Source organism: Mycobacterium intermedium (genome assembly GCF_002086275.1).
Classification (GTDB): Bacteria; Actinomycetota; Actinomycetes; order Mycobacteriales; family Mycobacteriaceae; genus Mycobacterium; species Mycobacterium intermedium.
The window spans coordinates 17,545-35,403 of record NZ_MVHT01000073.1; the positions used below are offsets into that span (position 1 = coordinate 17,545).

At 67.0% G+C, this 17,859-nt stretch carries 15 protein-coding genes; 8 read left to right on the forward strand and 7 right to left on the reverse strand.

Annotated features, from left to right (window positions below; genetic code table 11):
* Positions 1-27: 27 nt before the first annotated feature.
* Entirely contained in the window at positions 28-480 is a 453-nt protein-coding gene (locus tag BST27_RS22050) for a hypothetical protein (RefSeq protein WP_069418175.1), read from the forward strand.
* 31 nt (positions 481-511) lie between these two features.
* On the forward strand, positions 512-2,041 hold the full coding sequence (locus tag BST27_RS22055; RefSeq protein ID WP_069418176.1) for an amidase: 1,530 nt from the start codon (positions 512-514) through the stop codon (positions 2,039-2,041).
* 57 nt (positions 2,042-2,098) lie between these two features.
* Here the strand turns inward: BST27_RS22055 and BST27_RS22060 are convergent, their stop codons facing one another.
* The 4 genes from BST27_RS22060 to BST27_RS22075 form a co-directional block, all read right to left on the reverse strand.
* Positions 2,099-2,908 carry a class I SAM-dependent methyltransferase gene (locus BST27_RS22060; RefSeq protein ID WP_069418177.1) on the reverse strand — a complete coding sequence of 270 codons (810 nt, stop codon included), beginning with the start codon at positions 2,906-2,908 and terminating at the stop codon, positions 2,099-2,101.
* A gap of 104 nt (positions 2,909-3,012) precedes the next feature.
* Positions 3,013-3,792: a M15 family metallopeptidase gene (locus tag BST27_RS22065; protein ID WP_079219982.1), complete on the reverse strand. Its 780-nt coding sequence runs from the start codon at positions 3,790-3,792 to the stop codon at positions 3,013-3,015.
* 176 nt (positions 3,793-3,968) lie between these two features.
* The gene (locus BST27_RS22070; protein ID WP_069418178.1) at positions 3,969-4,316 is read right to left on the reverse strand and encodes a DUF3703 domain-containing protein; all 348 of its coding nucleotides are present in this window, start codon (positions 4,314-4,316) and stop codon (positions 3,969-3,971) included.
* Positions 4,317-4,414: 98 nt separating this feature from the next.
* Entirely contained in the window at positions 4,415-5,578 is a 1,164-nt protein-coding gene (locus BST27_RS22075) for an AAA family ATPase (RefSeq protein ID WP_069418179.1), read from the reverse strand.
* 83 nt (positions 5,579-5,661) lie between these two features.
* Here BST27_RS22075 and BST27_RS22080 point away from each other — a divergent pair, with 83 nt between their 5' ends.
* Entirely contained in the window at positions 5,662-6,228 is a 567-nt protein-coding gene (locus BST27_RS22080) for a TetR/AcrR family transcriptional regulator (protein WP_069418180.1), read from the forward strand.
* 94 nt (positions 6,229-6,322) lie between these two features.
* Positions 6,323-6,973 carry a biliverdin-producing heme oxygenase gene (locus BST27_RS22085; protein WP_069418181.1) on the forward strand — a complete coding sequence of 217 codons (651 nt, stop codon included), beginning with the start codon at positions 6,323-6,325 and terminating at the stop codon, positions 6,971-6,973.
* A gap of 83 nt (positions 6,974-7,056) precedes the next feature.
* On the opposite strand, the gene BST27_RS22090 is transcribed toward BST27_RS22085, so the two are convergent.
* Positions 7,057-7,404 (reverse strand): WhiB family transcriptional regulator, encoded by a 348-nt coding sequence (locus tag BST27_RS22090; RefSeq protein WP_069418207.1) that lies wholly within the window; start codon positions 7,402-7,404, stop codon positions 7,057-7,059.
* A 341-nt stretch (positions 7,405-7,745) separates the two neighbouring features.
* Here BST27_RS22090 and BST27_RS22095 point away from each other — a divergent pair, with 341 nt between their 5' ends.
* A complete protein-coding gene (locus BST27_RS22095; RefSeq protein ID WP_069418182.1) occupies positions 7,746-9,446 on the forward strand; it encodes a PE family protein in 1,701 nt (566 codons plus the stop codon).
* On the opposite strand, the gene BST27_RS33920 is transcribed toward BST27_RS22095, so the two are convergent.
* Positions 9,440-10,099, reverse strand: coding sequence for a hypothetical protein (locus BST27_RS33920; RefSeq protein WP_232007206.1), 660 nt, complete (start codon positions 10,097-10,099; stop codon positions 9,440-9,442). The two genes, BST27_RS22095 and BST27_RS33920, sit on opposite strands and share 7 nt — an antisense overlap.
* A 93-nt stretch (positions 10,100-10,192) precedes the next feature.
* Between BST27_RS33920 and BST27_RS33925 the strand changes: the two genes are divergently transcribed.
* Together BST27_RS33925 and BST27_RS22105 are read left to right on the forward strand one after the other, a co-directional pair.
* Complete coding sequence (locus BST27_RS33925; protein WP_249025713.1) at positions 10,193-11,137, forward strand: MutS-related protein; 945 nt, start codon at positions 10,193-10,195, stop codon at positions 11,135-11,137.
* Complete coding sequence (locus BST27_RS22105) at positions 11,134-12,690, forward strand: MutS-related protein (RefSeq protein ID WP_069418184.1); 1,557 nt, start codon at positions 11,134-11,136, stop codon at positions 12,688-12,690. Before BST27_RS33925 ends, BST27_RS22105 begins: the two co-directional genes overlap by 4 nt.
* Before the next feature lie 58 nt (positions 12,691-12,748).
* On the opposite strand, the gene BST27_RS22110 is transcribed toward BST27_RS22105, so the two are convergent.
* Positions 12,749-16,072, reverse strand: coding sequence for a PE family protein (locus BST27_RS22110; protein WP_083148628.1), 3,324 nt, complete (start codon positions 16,070-16,072; stop codon positions 12,749-12,751).
* Positions 16,073-16,649: 577 nt separating this feature from the next.
* Between BST27_RS22110 and BST27_RS22115 the strand changes: the two genes are divergently transcribed.
* A partial coding sequence (locus BST27_RS22115) for a PE family protein (protein WP_083148630.1) occupies positions 16,650-17,859 on the forward strand: 1,210 nt, incomplete at its 3' end.

Here is a 17,859-nt window from a genome sequence, read left to right on the forward strand (position 1 = left end):
CCGTGCCGGCTTTGACACAATGCCGCAATGGCCGATGAGTCCGAACAGACAGAGCGGGCCAACACGGGTTTGGTCGGCGGCCTGCTGCGCCGGCAACGACGGGAAGCCGAACGCGCGCTGCACGGCCTCGTCGACACCGTGGTGCGGGACGGTAAGGCGCTTGACCGACTCATCCGGCGCATCAACATCGATGCGATGATGGCCCGAATCGATATCGGCGCGATCGTCGCGCGCCTCGACCTCGACGCGTTCCTGTCCCGGCTCGATATGAACGCCATCATCGACCGTCTCGACGTCGACGCCTTGCTGGCTCAGCTCGATATGAACGCCATCATCGACCGCCTCGACATCGACGCCATTGTGTCCCGAATCGACATCGACGCCATCGCCGCGCGGCTGGACTTGACCGCGATTGCCGAGCGAATCGACATCGACGCCCTCGTATCGCGACTGGACAGCGAGCAGTCGCGCGAACGCTGAATTCGGGCGGCCAGAACGGACGGGAGTTGGCATGGCGGTTCCCAGGCCCTCGATGTCGGACATCGAGGCAGCGGCCGAGCATTTCGGCTTTCAGCTCGACACCGACGCCCGGCAGTCCGTGTTGGCCTTCGTGCAGCAGATGCTGGGTACCTGCGACGTCATTGACAAGCTCTACGACGAGGTTGCCCGCACGCCCACTTCCGACCGCAGCTATAACTTCCCGGCACCTGACGAAAATCCCCTGGGCGCTTGGTATGTCACTACCGACATCCGTTCGGACGTTGAGGGCCCCCTCTCCGGCCGCCAGGTCGCCGTCAAGGACAACATCGCCGTCGCCGGCGTCCCGATGATGAACGGATCGCGCGCGGTCGAGGGCTTCATCCCCGACCGCGACGCGACCGTGGTCGAGCGCCTGCTTGCCGCAGGGGCGAACATCGCCGGCAAAAGTGTCTGTGAGGACCTGTGCTATTCGGGGTCCAGCTTCACGTCCGCTACGGGGCCGGTGCGCAACCCGTGGGACACCACCCGAGAAACGGGCGGGTCCTCCAGTGGCAGCGCCGCACTCGTGGCCGCGGGCGCGGTGGATCTGGCCATCGGCGGTGACCAGGCGGGCTCGATTCGGATTCCGGCGTCACTGTGCGGGATCGTGGGGTTCAAGCCCACGTACGGTCTGGTGCCCTACACCGGCGCAATTCCGTTGGAGCGCACCATCGACCACCTGGGGCCCATGGCGCGCACCGTTTCGGATGCCGCGCTCTTACTCACCGTGCTCACGGGTCCCGACGGGTGGGATTCTCGACAGCCCTCGAAGCTACCTTCTCTCGACTATTCCGCGGCCCTCACCGGCGATGTCGCGGGCCTGCGGGTGGGCATCCTCACCGAGGGATTCGGGCATCGCCGTTCACAACCGGAAGTCGACGAAGTCGTGCGCAGCGCTGCCCACCGGTTCAGCGAAATCGGTTGCTCGGTAGGCGAAATCAGCGTGCCTTGGCACGGAGGGGCACTGGCCCTGTCGGCCATCTTCTGCACCGAGGGTGGCGTCTACCAGATGTTGGAGGGCAACGGCAGCGGACTCGGTGCCGAGGGCCGCTACGACCCAGAACTGATGGCACACTTCGCAACTCAGCGGCGCGCCCATGCCGATCAACTGTCCGCCATCGTCAAGGCGACCGCTGTGGCCGGCCATTTCAGCCTCAACACGCTGGGCGGTTCCTATTACGCCAAAGCACGCAATCTGGTGCCGCATGCGCGCGCGGCGTACGACGACGCACTGGCCCGGTACGACGTGCTGGTCATGCCCACGACCCCGGCCACCGCCCAGCCGCTTCCCGATGATTTCACGTCGCTACACGCGGCTATCGGCAAGGCCGCCAATACGGCGCCGTTGAACGTCACCGGCCACCCTGCGATCTCGGTTCCCGCCGGCCTGGTCGACGGACTGCCCGCCGGAATGATGATCGTGGGCAAACGGTTTGACGATGCCACGGTATTGAACGTCGCGCACGCATTCGAATCCCTTTGTGGCGGATTCCCTTCCGCGAGCAGACGCAAAATCACATAAAACAAAGGCTTTTTGGACGACTTTGCGTCTGCTCGCGGTACTGGGTGCGGGCCCGGATCAGGCGCGACAGAGGATCTCGCCGTTGGGGATGGCAAACCAGCCCTCCGGCGCGGCAGCCCAGGCGCGCCAGGCGGCCGAGATTTCCTCAAGCTCGGCGGCGGTGGCCAGGCCCGAGTCGAGCAGCTGGCGACTCAAGTCCGACCGCAGGATCCGGTCGGCCCACATGCCACCCCACCAGTCGCGAGTTTCGTCGGTCGCGAAGCACCACATGCTGCCGGTGGGCGTGATGTTGGTAAATCCGGCCTGCTGGGCCCAGGACAGCAGTCGTCGGCCGGCATCCGGTTCACCGCCGTTCGCCCGTGCGGCCCGTTGGTACAGCTCGAGCCAGCGATCCAGCGGGGCCAGCCGCGGGTACCAGATGAACCCGGCGTAGTCGGCATCTCGTACCGCCACGATCCCGCCCGGCACACACACCCGGCGCATCTCCCGAAGTGCCTGAACCGGATCGGCGACATGCTGCAACACCTGGTGGGCGTGGACGACGTCGAAGGTGCCGTCGGGGAGGTCGAGCGCATGGACGTCCGAGGTGACGAAGTCGATGTTGGACACATTGCGCCGCTGTGCTTCGGCGCGGGCCAGGTCGAGGGCCTCGGCGGTTCGCTCAACGGCCGTCACCGATCCGGGTGCCACCCGGGTGGCCAGATCCACCGTGATAGTGCCTGGGCCGCAACCGATATCGAGCACCTTTAGTCCCGCCTTCAAGTGGGGCAGCAGGTAGGCCGCGGAATCTTCGGCGGTGCGGCGCCGGTGACTGCGCAACACCGACTCGTGGTGTCCGTGCGTGTAGGTCGCTCGTGGTTCGGTCACGGCGTCCAGCTTAACGCCACCCCGGTCCGGCGAGCAGACGCGAAAGCCCCTAAGAGAGGCAAATTTTGGGGGCTTGCGCGTCTGCTCGCGGGAAGAGGGTGAGGCTAGTTGACCGGCACGTTGAGGATCGGTCGGTTTTCGTAGGCCCCGGGACCGTCGAAGTGCCACCACTCCCCCGAGTACACGGCCAAGCCGCCATGGTTCATCGCCTCCCGCAGCCGGGCTCGATTCGCCTGGGCCGCCGCGCTCACGTCTTGAGTCGCGTAAGCGTTTGCCCGCGAGGAGAAATCGTCGAAATCCGTGCCCATGTCGGCCAGGCACAATCCGCTCACCACGCGCTCGGGCGGACACTGTTGCTGCGGACTGGCGAAGGTCACATCCACCGAACGACCGGCCTCGTGACTGTGGGCATACGGACCCGGGCGCGCCACCCACGCCGGGTTTGGCACCACGTTGAACATCTTGACCTGGACATCGTGCGGGCGATAGCAATCCCAGAAGGCGAGCACCTGACCCTGCGGCCGCAGCACCGACGCGGCAACTTCCAAGCCGCGCGCCATCGACTGATGCACCAGGCAGCGCGCGTCGGACGGGTACAGCTGAGTGTGGGTGAAATTGTTGGTCGTTGCATAGCGCAGGTCGATCACCGCGTCGGGCACCACGCTTCGAACGTCGACGAATCCCGCCTGGCGCGCGGCATCGCTCACCGGCGGCACCGCCGGATAGGCCGGGGCGGTGGTATTCACCGGCCGCACGGCCACCGACGTCGGGATCGCTGAATCCAGTTTCGGCTCAGGCAATTCCGCGCGAACCGCACCCCAGGCACCGACCGCGACCAGCAGCGCCGTGACCGTAAGCTGCAGGAGTTTGCTCCCATGATGCATCGGCTCATTGTCTCGCCTCATCGGACCGGACGCCCGCAGCGCCACGGTTCCATGGGCGTGGTCGCCGTCAAGTGTTCTGACTCATCCAGTGCGCGAGCATGTAGCCGGGAATGTAGCTAGCCAAGAGCGTGCCACCTCGACCGCGCCCGCCGGACTCGAGAATGCCGCCGACTCGGTTACGCGGCGGGCCTCAACGCTGCGAGCAGATCGTCGGGTAGGGGCATCGGCGTCATGAGTCCGACCGTCGCACGACCGGTATTGCCTTCGGGGAAGCGACCGGTCAAGGATCCGGGCGCAGCGAGGACGATGCGTACGACCTGACCGATCGCCTCGCGCCGGTCATGTTGGCGCAGAGCCAGATTCAACATTGCGAAGTGGTTGCGAGTATGCAGCCAGGCCGCGGGCTGGGACAGGATGTGCGCGCGTTCCAGGTGATACCACCGCGCATCGCCCGTATCTGCCCGGGCCGCGGCGGCCATTTCGCGCTGGTACAACTCGCGGGCTGCGGGGCTCAGCTTGGCCATACCAACCCTCCTCGGGCAGTTCGAGATGATATATGCGTATATACTAATATATACATGCATCGGCCGGTCAAGCGGGTGGGAGCCGGGTTTCTGACGAATCAACGAGGTGGCCAGTGCCACGGCGGCTGGTCGAGGACGCCCTGGCCCACGATCCGCGTCTCCCCCAGTTCCTTCGTCAGGCGCATCGTGTGCACGTCGCCGGCTTCCTGCAACGCCGCGACGAGTGCTTCCGAATGAGTCACGACGATGAGTTGACTGTTTTCGGCCGCGGTGGCGATCAGTGCCGCCAAGGCGGGCAACAGCTCCGGGTGCAAACTCGTCTCGGGCTCGTTGAGCACCAACAGCTGCGGCGGGCGCGGGGTGAGCAGGGCCGCCGTCCACAACAGGTAACGCAGCGTGCCGTCGGAAAGCTCGGCGGCACCCAGCGGGCGCAGCATCCCAGGTTGGTGCAACGCCAATTCGAAACGCCCGTTGGCGCTTTCGACGTCGACCCGGCTGCCGGGAAAAGCACTGTCAATTGCCTCGTCGAGGGCGGCGGCGTCGCCAATCTCGCGAATCGTCTGTAAGGCGGCGGCCAGGTCTGCGCCGTCATGCCCCAAAACTGTTGTGCGCGTGCCTATTCTGCTCTGCCGCGCCGGCGCGTCGGCGTCGGTGCGCAGATGGTCGTAGAAGCGCCAGTCGCGGATTCGTTCGCGCAACTGGATCAGTTCAGGTGCGCGGATCGGGTCGGCCAATTCACTGAGCATTGAGTCGAATGGCCGCAGCGCATCGGTCATGATGTGCCAGTTCCCGTCGCCGTCGCATACCCGGGCGGTCGGCCCGCCCCGATCGGCAATCACTGTGGCCTTGCGCCAGACCGGGCCGACCCATATCGCCTCGACTTTGATCTCGGGATCGAACCCGAACGCTGTGCGACCGGCAACCGGCAGGCCAAGGTCCATGGCATAACCGAAATCGTCCGCGGCGAAGCCGAGCTTCAAACTCACCGACTCGGTGCGCACCGTCCCCTGCACAGGCCGGCGGCCTTGGCGCACCGATTTTCCGATGACGGCCGGGCCGGCCCACATGGTCGAGCTCAACCCGCCCTCGCGCGCCAACGCAGCCACCGCGCCGTTGCGGGCGGAGTCGGCCAGCAGGCGCAGTGACCGGTAAAGGTTGGATTTGCCGCTGCCGTTGGGGCCGGTGATGACGTTGAGCCGACGCAGCGGAAGCACTACCTGCCGCAGCGACCGGTAGTTCTCCACCGCGACCGTCGACAGCACGTCGCCACGCTATTCCATGGCCGCTTGATGCCCCACGGCCGCCGTCGATCGACCCACGACCGCCCCGGGGTTAGAGTCGCGACGTGCCCAAGATCAGCGCCGCGTCGGTCGGAGAGCACCGCGAGCAGGTCCAGCGGCGGGTCTTCGAGGCCTTCGCCAGCCTGATGGCGGAACAGAGCTTCGATGCCATCACGATGGCCCAGCTCGCGGCCGCGGCGGGCATCGGGCGCACGGCGATCTACCACCACTTCGCCGACAAGGAGGCGGTGGTCGTCGCGTTCGCATCACACGAAACGAGCCGCTACATTGACGAATTGCGCGCCACTCTGCAGGGAATCGACGACCCGGTCGAGCGACTGAAGATTTACATCAACCATCAGCTCGACGCCGGTCATCAGTTTCATATCGGTCTGGGTCCGCAGCTTTACGGCGCGCTCTCGCGCGACACCTTCCGCGCCATCCGCGAGCACGTGATGGCGATCGAGGACGTGTTGCGCGACATCTTGGCCAGTGGCGCGAGCACGGGACAGTTCGTCATCGAGGACGTTGCCACCACGATTTCGTTGATCCATGCCTGTCTCGCGCCCCGCGACCTCCCGGTCGATGCGGTGGAGCGGTTTGTGCTGCGCGCGCTGCGGGGAACACGGTAGGGCGACCCGGTGGACGTTGTGCTAGTTTCTTGACAATCTGTCAGTATCGTTTTGACAACTTGTCAGGGCTTCCGTCGACTGTTAGGAGCACGGCATGACTTCCCGCACCGCCGAGGCCATTCGGCCTCTCTCTGTTGCGATGAAGGAAGGTTCGGCGACCGAACATGACGACGCGGAAAACTCCTCGTTCGTGACCGAGCTGCTTTCCGGCCGAGTCAACGAGCGTGGTTACGCGGACTACCTGCGGCGATTGCGGGTGGTGTATCAGGCGTTGGAGGACGCTGTCCGGGCCCGGCGCGATGACCCGCTCGTGGCCGCCGTCTACGACCCGGCGCTGGAGCGCTTGTCAGCGATCGACGCCGACCTGGACCATTGGGCGCCCGGCGCAGACCACGATGTCGAATCACCCGCCGCCGCGGCCTACCGCGACCGCATCGCGAGCGCGTCGTGGGGCGGTGCGCTGGTGGCCCATCACTACACGCGCTACCTCGGCGACCTCTCGGGTGGCCAGGCGATCGGCAAGATTCTGGACCGCACCTTCGGTCTGGCTGGTGCCGGACTGGCGTTCTACGAATTCCCGATGCGGTCAAAGCCCTACAAGGATTCCTACCGCGCCCGTCTCGACGGCCTTGACCTCGACGCCGAGGAAATCGATCGCGCGGTCGACGAGGTGAAAGTCGCGTTCGGCCTCAACCAGGCGTTGTTCGCCGAACTCGGCAAGAACTTGTCTGACTACCAGCGCTAGTCACTGGCGCATCGCCCGAGAGGCGTAACGGGAAGTAATGAGGAGTGTGTGGGCTCCGGTCGGTCCCAGACCCCGCTCGGGCACTACCCGATGGAACGCACTTTGCGCTTGTTGAGGAATTCCGCCCACGATGACACGTCGGGGTGCTGCTTGAGCAGTGCTCGGCGCTGGCGCTCCGTCAGGCCGCCCCAGACGCCGTACTCGACCTGGTTGTCCAGCGCGTCCGCCGCGCATTCCTTCATCACTGGGCAGTGCCGGCAGATCGACGCGGCCTGCCGTTGCGCCGCACCCTGCACAAACAGCAGGTCGGGGTCTGCGCTCGTGCACAGCCCTTGCTGAACCCAGGCACGATCCTCCGCCTGCACCGCACGCATGGGTTTGTTAGCCGGTACCAGGCTCAATCGACGCGTCGCCGGCCGCGCTTCCGACACGAGTTTGTTCCCTTCGTCCCCGGCTGTGGCGCACAGCCGTCCTGCCCCTGTGGTGTCCATCACCTTGCCACGCCGGTGTGACCCGAAACTCCCCCGCGCCTAAGTTAGCTGGTAGAGCCAACTCTTGCAATTCGTTTGGGACGGACGTACCGCATCGCGGTGCCGTCAGGCCGCGCTCTATCGTGACCCGCCAGCTGGGAATTGCCTGGACAAAGCCTGCTCTGCGGATTGTCGCCGGACCGCCACGGCCTCGGCGTGAGATGTTTCACAACGGGGCCACAACGGGGTCACAAGGCGGTCAACAAGGGGCCACAAGGGGGCCATGAGGGGGAGGGAACCGCATGGCGTTTGTGTTCAGCCGCCCGGAAGCGCTTGCGACGACGGCGGCGGACGTAGCGGCAATCGGCACGACGATCAGCGATGCCACCACGGCCGCCGCGGATACGACCAAAGGCGTGGCGGCGGCCGCCGCCGATGAGGTATCCGAGGCCATCGCAGCATTGTTTCGCGCGTATGCCCGGGAGGGTCACGCCGCGATCACCCAGATCGCGGCCCTACACGCCGAGTTCGCCCAAGCGCTAGCCGCGGCGGGCAACGCATACAGCGCCGCCGAGGCCGCATGCCGTGCCCTCCTGCAGAGTCCGGCGCCCAGCGCGACGGGCGGCGCGGGGGCGCTGATGGCGATCGCCAACGATCTGGTCGATCCGTACGTCACGCTGGTCATGTCCGGCAGCGGAACGCCGATACCTCCCCAAGACTTCGTGACCAACATCGTCAGCAAGTACGTGACGCCCAACTTCCCGGCGGGCCTGGTTCAAGCGCTCGCCCTGCCGGCGGGTGAATACCCGGACAGCGGCATCAAGGATCTGACGCAGGACGTTTCCATCGCGCGGGGCGTCACCATCTTGAACAACGCCATCCAACAGCAACTCGCGGCCGGAAACGCCGTCAACGTGGTGGGCTACTCGCAGAGCGCCAACATCGCCTCGCTGGTGATGCGCATGCTCGACCCCACCGACACACCGAGTTCATTGCCGATAAACTTTGTCCTGCTTGGCAATTCGATGAATCCAAACGGAGGCTGGGATGCCCGGTTCCCGGGGCTGAGCCTGCCGAGCCTGGGTTTCACGACCCTGGGCGCGGCACCCAGCAACTCCTTCCTGACCAACGTTTACACCCTCGAATACGACGGCTGGGCCGACTTCCCGCGGTACCCGATCAATATCCTTTCCGACCTCAACGCTCTCGCGGGGATGGTCACTGTGCACGGCGGTTACGCAAGTCTCACGCCGGCACAGATCGATTCGGCGATCGTCCTGCCGACGCAGGGACCCACCACCACGAACTACTTCATGATCCCGACCCAGAATCTGCCGTTGCTGGACCCGCTGCGGTTTATCCCCTACGTCGGCGATCCGGTCGCCGACCTGCTGCAGCCGGTGCTGCGGCCGATCGTCAACTGGGGCTATGGCGACCCGAATTACGGCTGGTCTACCGGGCCGGCCAATATCGCAACTCCGTTCGGATTCTTGCCGCCACTCAGCGCCACCGCCGCCCTGGGACCGGCCGTGCTCAACGGAATCCCGCAGGGCATCAACGCCGCGATCGGCGACCTCTACGCGCAGGGACCGCCGCAGCTGCCAGGCATGCCGGACTTGCTGACGCCTTCGTTGTCGGCGCCGCTGACCGTGCCGACCGGAGCACCCTCGGTAACGGGCATTATCCAGGGCCTGCAAGCGGCCAATACCCGGTTCGTCGGCGCCGCAACGAACGCACTTGCCACGACATACTCGACGCTGCTGCCTACCGCGGATGTGGCTACCGCCGCCTTGGTCTCGCTGCCGTCGTACGACTTCAACCTGTTCCTGGACGGGATAGCCCAGGTGGCCAACGGGCAGCCGTTGGACGGGCTGATCAACGCGATCGGCCGTCCGATCGCCGCCAACGTCGGACTCCTGCCGTTCCTCGGCGGTTTGGAACTGGCCACCCTCGGCCTGTCCGCCGACTCGATCCTGACCGGCACCGCGTTCCCGAGTCAGTGACTTGGAGCGCACTGGTCCCAGGAGGCCAAGTGGAAGGGGCGCGGCGGCAGCCGGCTGTCGACATCGTCGAAGTTTGAACATCTCGCGCACCGGACATGCACTACACCGCGTGAGCAGCCGACGTTTTGTCCGGATTGACAGGGGGCAGGTAGCGATAGATGGCCGGCTTCACCAGCATCCTGTTCCCGCACGGCGGCCCGCCTCGGGCCACCGACGCGGCGCCCGACTGCGTGTCCGATTTGCACGTCGACGAAATCATCAAAGCGGTGAACGCCGGACACATCGAGGATCAGGTCGACCAGTACTTCTACCTCCCACTGCACGACATCCCCACCGTCCGGCACCGCCACGAGGTTTTCCAAGATCTCGAACGCAACCAGACCCGGCAGCCGATCCTGAAATTCGTCGAGGGCATGCGAACGATGCGACGCCGACGGGATCAGGCAGACGAGTTGCGGCATCGCCTGCAACGACAGGGTTGGGTTGTCTATGCCGTTCAAACATATTGTGATGCCTTGACTTTGCTCCGATCCGAGCTCGCCGCCGCCGAGCCAGCTTCCCGCGGATTGCAAAATCTTGCCCGGTATCTGGCCGAATTTGTCGAGAGCGCCGCATTCGGGGAGTTGGCGCGCGAAACTGCGGCCGTTCGGCACGCCCTGCAGAGTGTTCGGTATAGCGTCCACATCCAGGGTCGGCGCGTGGTCGTCGAAAGGTACCAGGGGCAAGCCGATTACACCGAAGGAGCGGTGGCGGCCTTCGAGAGGTTCGCCGCCGAGGTCAGCAAGGATTACCACGCACGCATCGAAAACGCCGCCGACATGAATCATGTCGAAGCGCAGATTCTCGACTGCGTCGCGGAGCTCTATCCAGACACCTTCGCTCTGCTCGACGGATTCTGTCGACGACATACGCACTTCGTCGAACCAACGATCGCCCAATTCGACCACGAGATCCGTTTCTACCTACATTATTTGGCCTATATCCGCCAGTTCCGCGCCGCGGGCCTGCACTTCAGCTATCCCGAGATCACGACCGAACCCGGGTTCCTCTCCGCCGATGACGCCTTCGACCTGGCCCTGGCTGCAAAAGCGATCGACACGAGGATACCTTTGGTATGCAACGCCTTTCGACTGTCAGGCGTCGAACGCATCTTTGTTGTCACCGGCCCGAACCAGGGCGGAAAGACCACCTTCGCCCGAAGCATAGGCCAATGCGCCTATCTCGCCTCGCTCGGCTGTCCGGTACCGGCGCGACGTGCCAAATTTACGTTGCCCGACAGGATATATACCCACTTCGAGCGTCGGGAGACCCTCTCGTCACTGCATGGCAGACTCGAGGAAGAGTTGGTCCGGATCCATGACATCCTGTGCCGCGCTACCGCGACGAGTTTGATCGTCATGAATGAGAGTTTCTCGTCGACCACCCTGAGCGATGCGCTGTGGATCGCCACCCAAGTCGTCGAGCGAGTGATCGAATTGCGCTGTACTGCTGTCTACGTCACTTTCATAGACCAACTGGCCAGCCTGGATCGGGCGTGCGTCAGCATGGTCGGCGAAGTCGCGCCCGATGATCCTTCCCGACGGACTTTCAAGTTCACCCGTCGGCCCGCGGACGGCTTGGCCTACGCCGCTGCGCTTGCCGAAAAGTACGGACTCGACCACGACGCGCTGCGGCAGAGGATTGCCCGATGAAGGTGCGCCTGTTGCATCCCAACGACGATGTTGAGCTGAAACCCCAGTTGCCTGAGGAGCTCAGTGATCTCGTCAACGATGATCTGGAGCTCGACAGACTCTACGAAGCCATGGGGGCCGGCGACCGGTATCTGCGCGAAGCCGGCAAGAAGGTGCTCCCGCTCACCGTCAGTGATCCCGATGTCATCATTTATCGGCAACACGTGTTGGGCGACTGTTTGGCCAATCGTGCTGTGGTGCGGCGGATATATGCGATGACCTCGGAGGTCGAGGGGATCGCGCTGCGGCACAAGGTATTCCTCGGCGGGCTGAGATCGAATGACGCGCAACTGATGTTGCGCCGGTCGGTCCGAATCTTGGAACTACTGTTGAAGACGCTCAGGCTGTTGCGCCGGTTGGCCAGCGACCATGCCGATCGGTTCCGCTCCGCGGGCTTCCGGCAGTTCTTTGCCATGCTCACCGACCAACTGTCCGACGACTACCTCTCCCAAGTCGACGAGTATCTCAGTGAGCTCCAACTGCCGCGCGGGCTGCTGCTGAGTGCCCAACTGGGAATGGGCAACAAGGGCGAAGGCCACCTGCTTCACCAACCAACACAACGCGGTCGCGGCTGGTGGGCCAAGCTGGCAGCAAACCCCACCGAGAGCCGCGAGTTTTCCATCGACCCCGACGACATGGCCGGTGAGCAAGCCCTGTCGGCACTAGGGGGCCACGCCGTCAACGATGTCGCCAACACCGTCACCCAAGCGGCGGAACATTTTCAGAGCTTCTTTGGCCGGTTGCGCACGGAACTGGGTTTCTACCTTGGCTGCCTGAACTTGCGTGACGAGCTCACCAGACGCCATGTGCCGATTTGCTTTCCAGAACCCATACCGGTCGGCGCACCGCGGTTTCGCTGCCGCGGACTACGCGACGTCGCGCTTTGCCTGAGCATCGGCAAGATGGTCACCGGCAATGACGTCGAAGCCGACGGCAAGACATTGATTGTCGTCACCGGCGCCAACGAGGGTGGCAAGTCGACATTTCTGCGCAGCGTCGGCGCCGCACAGCTGATGATGCAGGCCGGCATGTTCGTTGCGGCGGAAGCTTTCAGCGCCAACGTCCGAGGTCGCGTCTTCACCCACTTCAAGCGGGAAGAGGACGCCAACCTAAGACACGGCAAGCTCGAAGAGGAACTGGGCCGGCTGAGCCAGATCGTCGACCACATCGAACCGACCTCGCTGCTGCTGTGCAATGAATCGTTTTCCTCGACGAACGAGCTTGAGGGATCGCAGATCGCGCGCGGCATCGTGCGCGCAATGGTGGAGGGTGGGGTGAAAGTGTTCTTCGTAACGCACCTCTACGATTTCGCCCACAGCCTGTACGCCCGGGACGATCCCGCTGACCTGTTTCTCCGCGCCGAACGCCGTTCGGACGGGGTACGAACATTCCGATTGGTTCCCGGCGAGCCCGAGTCAACCAGCTATGGCCAGGACTCCTTCCGGCGAATCTTCGGCGTCGCTGCGCAACTGAAGCTCTGCAGTGATCAGCCCTTGGTGGACACCGAGTCGTAATCGACGAGCATCGGCCGCCCGGAAGTCGTTGCGCCTGCAGTACGCGCGTAGAGCAGGACTAGGCACCGCCGCCGGCTCCCCCGGCCCCGCCGGCTCCGCCGTCGCCACCGAAGACGGATCCGACGCCGGTCGGGCCGCCACCGGGACTGCCAACCGCGCCGTTCTGGCCGAACGCGACGATCACGTTGGTGAATCGGGGGCCACCGGTGCCGCCCGTCCCGCCCTTGCCGCCACTGCCGCCAGGGGAACTTGATCCGCCCGGCGAATAAGTACCGTCGCCGCCCTTGCCGCCCGATCCGCCGTCACCGCCCTTGCCGCCGGCGAGAAATCCCGTGCCGCCGTCGCCGCCAGCGCCGCCCAGGCCGCCGTCTGTGCCGAATTGGAAGAACGGAATGGTTGAGCCGTCCCCGCCAAAGCCACCCTTTCCGCCGGTGCCGCCGACGCCGGCCTGACCCCAACCGCCATCGCCGCCCTTGCCGCCGTTGCCCGGCACGCCGCCGGCAGCGCTGGCCCCGCCAGTGCCGCCGTTGCCGCCATCGCCCCCATTGGTGCCCGTGCCGCCGGCCCCGCCGTTGCCACCGTTGCCGCCGTCGGTCCAGACACCGCCGTTGCCGCCGACGCCACCGTCGCCTCCGTTGCCCATGGCGCCGGCTGTGCCAGCTGCCCCTTTGCTGAAACCTGCGCCACCATCGCCGCCGTTACCGCCGGCGCCACCGTCGCCGCCTCTGCCGCCGTTGCCACCCTGTCTTTCAGACTCGACGATCGAGTTGAGGCCGTTGGCGCCGTTCCCGCCGTCGCCACCATTGCCGCCTTTGCCCCCGGCCCCGCCGGCCCCGCCGACGCCTTGCTTGCCGTCGCTACCGGCACCTAATGCTTTGCCACCCGTTCCACCCTCGCCACCGGCGCCGCCGTCGCCACCAGCCCCGCCGGTGAGGCCGTTGCCACCGGTACCGCCTTTGACGCCGGTGCTGCCGGCGCCACCGGTTCCGCCTATGCCGCCGGCACCGCCGGTGCCGCCGTCGCCGGATATGGTGCCGCCGTTGCCGCCGGCCCCGCCCTTGCCACCCAAGCCGCCCTTGCCGCCGGCCGCACCGAGCGTGCCTGGGTCGGAGGCGCCGATCCCCCCGGCCCCGCCTTGGCCACCTTGGCCGCCGTTGCCGACCACTCCCCCGTTTCCGCCGGCCCCGCCGTCACCGCCGACGCCGCCGACGGTGACCGCGTCGGCGCCTTTGCCTCCGGCACCCCCGTTGCCGCCGCCGACGCCGACATCACCGGCGGCGCCCTTGGTGGTGCCGCTGCCGGTGCCGCTGCCGCCCTCGCCGCCGACGCCGCCCAGCCCGGGGTTGCCGCCGTCGCCACCCCTTCCGCCGGTCCCATTGTTGAGGCTCCACGTTCCGTCGGCACCCACACCGCCGTCTCCGGCTTTGCCGCCGTTGCCGCCTTTGCCGCCTTTCCCGCTGGCTCCGGTGTCGGCGCTCTTCCCGTCCCAGGACAAGCCGCCGGCTCCGCCGTCACCGCCCTTGCCGCCGGTACCGCCTTGCCCGCCGTCGCCGCCCCTGCCGCCGTTGCCGTTGGGGTCCAGGTTGCCGGCGATGCCGGTCCCACCGGTTCCACCGGTTCCGCCGGTTCCGCCGGTCCCGCCGTTTCCGCCGACCCCGCCCACGCCGGCCAGCGCACCGGCATTGCCGCCTTTTCCACCGTTGCCGGCCGCGCCACCCGTGCCGCCGGTCGCTCCGGTAGCGCCCGGGGCGGCGCCGCCGCCGCCGATGGGATCGCCATTGACGCCATTGACGCCGTTGCCGCCGTTGCCGCCGGCGCCGCCGTTGCCGACCAAACCGCCGTTGCCGCCGTCACCACCGTTGCCGCCGGCAATGATGGTGCCCCCAAGGCTGAAGCCGGCTCCGCCGTTGCCGCCGTTGCCGCCGTTACCCCCGCTGGTGGCAGTACCGCCGTTGGTGCCATCGGGCACGTTGGTGGTCGATCCTGAGCCGGCTTTCCCGCCGAGTCCCTGCGCACCCGGGTTGCCGCCGTTGCCGCCCTTTCCGCCTTTTCCGCCGGCGCCGGATCCCTCACCACCGTTGCCGCCATCGCCGCCTGCGGCACCTTTGCCGCCGTTACCACCCGCCCCGCCGACCCCTTGCGTGCCGGCCTGGCCGGCCGGTGCGGCGCCGCCGGCACCGCCGTTGCCGCCATGGCCGCCGTTGCCGCCGGCCCCGCCGTCGGTCCCGTTCTCACCGTCACCGCCGCCGAAGGCGCCGTCGGCACCCTTGACCCCGGCGGTACCGTTCTGGCCGAAGCCGCCGTTGCCGCCGTTGCCGCCATTTCCGCCGTTGCCCGCCTTGGCGCCGCCGCTACCGCCGGCTCCGCCATCACCGCCGGCGCCGCCGGAGCCGCCGTCCTTGCCGGCCTCGAAGACCGGAGTGCCGTGGGAGCCGAAGCCACCGTCGCCGCCCCGGCCGCCGTTGCCGACCAGACCGCCGTTACCGCCGTTGCCGCCTGCCCCGCCCGCCTGGCCGCTGAAGGGTGAGCCGTGACCGCCGTTACCGCCGTTTCCACCGTTGCCGCCGCTAGTGGGTGCGCTTCCGGCCGCGCCATCGGCCCCGGCAATCAAACCGGCGCCGCCGGCTCCGCCAATCCCGGCGGCCCCCGGATCACCGCCGTTGCCGCCCAGCCACCCCAGCCCGCCAGGTCCCCCGGCTCCGGCGGCGCCGCCGAGCAATCCGGCGTTGCCGCCAGCCCCGCCGGTGCCTCCGGTGCTGCCGAGCGGAGTTGAAACTCCGCCGGTTCCCCCGCGACCGCCGGCGCCAAACAGGACGGCATCGCCGCCGCGTCCGCCGGCCCCGCCGCCGGTCAGGACGCCGCGTCCGCCGGCCCCGCCAGCCCCACCGTTGCCGAACAAGCCGGCGGCCCCTCCGTTGCCGCCGGCCTTGTCAAGGGTGCCGGATCCGCCGGCGCCGCCGTTGCCGACCAACCAGCCGCCGGCCCCGCCGTGGGCCCCAGTTCCCGCTGCCCCGTCGGCGCCGTCGCCGATGAGCGGACGGCCGGTCAGTGCCAGGAAGGGCGCGTTGAGCAGGTCGAGCAGGCTTTGCAATGGCCTGGCCACTACGGACTCGGCGCTGGCGTATGACCCCGCACCTGCGGCCACAGCCCGCACGAACTGGTCGTGAAACGCCGCCGCCTGCGTGCTGAGTGCCTGATATTCCTGGGCATAGGCGCCGAACACGTCCGCGATGGCCGCCGAAACCTCATCGCTGGCCGCGGCTAACACCTCGGTCGTCGAGGTAGCCGCCGCCGCGTGGGCTGCGCTGAGTGCTGATTCGATACCGGCCAAATCTGCTGCTGCCACGGCCATCAACTCTGGTGCTGCGATCAGAAACGACATGTCTTCCCACCCTTTAGCTTGTCTGGCCCGCCCAGACGCGATCCGTGTGCGGTTGAGTTGGGCGGCATACGACCTAGCTTCCTCCGGGGCACCAGGGCTGTCTTGAGTAGTCGGCTACTCAAATCGCCGGCGGAGTGGATCGCCGAATTCTGCGATGAGGATGCGCTTTTGCCGCATCGAGGTCGTCGTAGTCGTAGTCAATCCAGGATGAGCGGAAGTTCAGCACGGCCAACGCCACGTCGCGATACGGAAAGATGCCAGACAGATGCCCCGGGAAGTTGTAGGCCGGGCAGGGACGCCGGTCACGTGATTGTCGGCAAGTGCACTACTTCCGTGTAGAAGCCGAGATGGGGCAGCCTCGCCTTGCGGTGCGGCGCCCACTACTTGATTTGTACGCACCTGCCCGCCGACTTCCTACTTTGCGGGCAAATCAAAGCGAAGCAAGAGCTCCAGGCCTCCGGCAAACCAAGTAGTGGTCGGTGTCGGCGGGGCGAAATCCAAGTAGTGCCATACGGGTTTCCTCTCCTCCCGGCGCCGCTAGCGTTCCAGGCAAAAATTTGGGGGAGGACAGGTCTCTATGTCGTTTCTTGTTGCAGCGCCAGACGTCTTGGGTGCTGCGGCTTCGTATTTGGCTGACATCGAGGCTGCGCTGAGTCAAGCGCGCAGCGCCGCGGCCGGGTCCACCACCGGGTTGCCACCTGCGGCCGGGGATGAGGTTTCGGCGGCGATCGCGACACTGTTTTCGTCGCACGCCGAAGGGTTTCAGGCGGTCGGCACGCGGATGGCGGCCTTTCATACCGAGTTCGTGAGGGCGCTCAGGGCGGCCGGAAACGCGTACCAGGCCGCTGAGGCGGCGAATGTCACGCCGTTGGCGGCTTACACGGCCGCCGAGCAGGCGGTATTGGGCGCGATCAACGCACCGACGTTGGCGTTGTTGGGTCGGCCGCTGATCGGCAACGGCGCCAACGGGACGTCACCCGGGCAAGCCGGCGGCGCCGGGGGGCTGCTCTGCGGCAACGGAGGCAACGGCATGGCCGGGGTGGATCCCGGCGTGGCTGGTGGTGCAGGTGGCGCCGCGGGTCTTATCGGCTCGGGCGGTCTCGGCGGTGCTGGAGGCGCAGGAGCCGCCGGCGGCGCTGGTGGCACCGGCGGATGGTTGTTCGGCAACGGCGGTCACGGAGGGCCCGGTGGGGCTGACGGCGGGGCTGGCGGGGCCGGTGGTCGCGCCTGGTTCCTGGGCGACGGCGGCACGGGTGGCGCCGGCGGCCTCGGCAACACCGTCGTTCGGGGTGGGGCCGCAGGTGCCGGCGGCGACGGTGGCTACGTGTTCGGCAACGCGGGCCACGGCGGAACCGGTGGAGCCTCTGGTGGAGCCGGTGCCAGCGCCGGCGGAGACGGCGGCCGCTCCTGGCTCTTTGGCCACGGCGGTAGCGGGGGCACCGGTGGTGCCGGTGACACGAGTCATTCGGGTGGGGCAGGCGGTAGAGGCGGGCAGAGCGGCTTGCTCGTCGGGGACGCCGGTAACGGTGGCGTCGGCGGGACGGGCGTGATCGGCGGCGACGGCGGTGAGGGCGGCCACGCCGAATTGATCGGATTCGGTGGGGCAGGCGGGGCCGGCGGGGCCGGCATCACCGGTACGGCAGGCATGACGGCGACAACGGAGGGCACCTCGGGCACGTCGGGCGGATCGGGTGGCGCCGGAGGCGACGGCGGTGCCGGCGGGTCCGGGGGGTGGTTGTTCGGCAATGGCGGGCAAGGCGGGATTGGCGGGGCCGGCGGGAACGGCG

Bases quoted from the DNA above. Each gene is read 5' to 3' on its own strand.
- BST27_RS22050 (WP_069418175.1), top strand. From the start codon at position 28: ATGGCCGATGAGTCCGAACAGACAGAGCGGGCCAACACGGGTTTGGTC.
- BST27_RS22070 (WP_069418178.1), bottom strand. From the start codon at position 4,316: ATGGCCAAGCTGAGCCCCGCAGCCCGCGAGTTGTACCAGCGCGAAATG.
- BST27_RS22095 (WP_069418182.1), top strand. From the start codon at position 7,746: ATGGCGTTTGTGTTCAGCCGCCCGGAAGCGCTTGCGACGACGGCGGCG.
- BST27_RS22085 (WP_069418181.1), top strand. From the start codon at position 6,323: ATGACTTCCCGCACCGCCGAGGCCATTCGGCCTCTCTCTGTTGCGATG.
- BST27_RS22105 (WP_069418184.1), top strand. From the start codon at position 11,134: ATGAAGGTGCGCCTGTTGCATCCCAACGACGATGTTGAGCTGAAACCC.
- BST27_RS22110 (WP_083148628.1), bottom strand. From the start codon at position 16,072: ATGTCGTTTCTGATCGCAGCACCAGAGTTGATGGCCGTGGCAGCAGCA.
- BST27_RS22055 (WP_069418176.1), top strand. From the start codon at position 512: ATGGCGGTTCCCAGGCCCTCGATGTCGGACATCGAGGCAGCGGCCGAG.
- BST27_RS22065 (WP_079219982.1), bottom strand. From the start codon at position 3,792: ATGCATCATGGGAGCAAACTCCTGCAGCTTACGGTCACGGCGCTGCTG.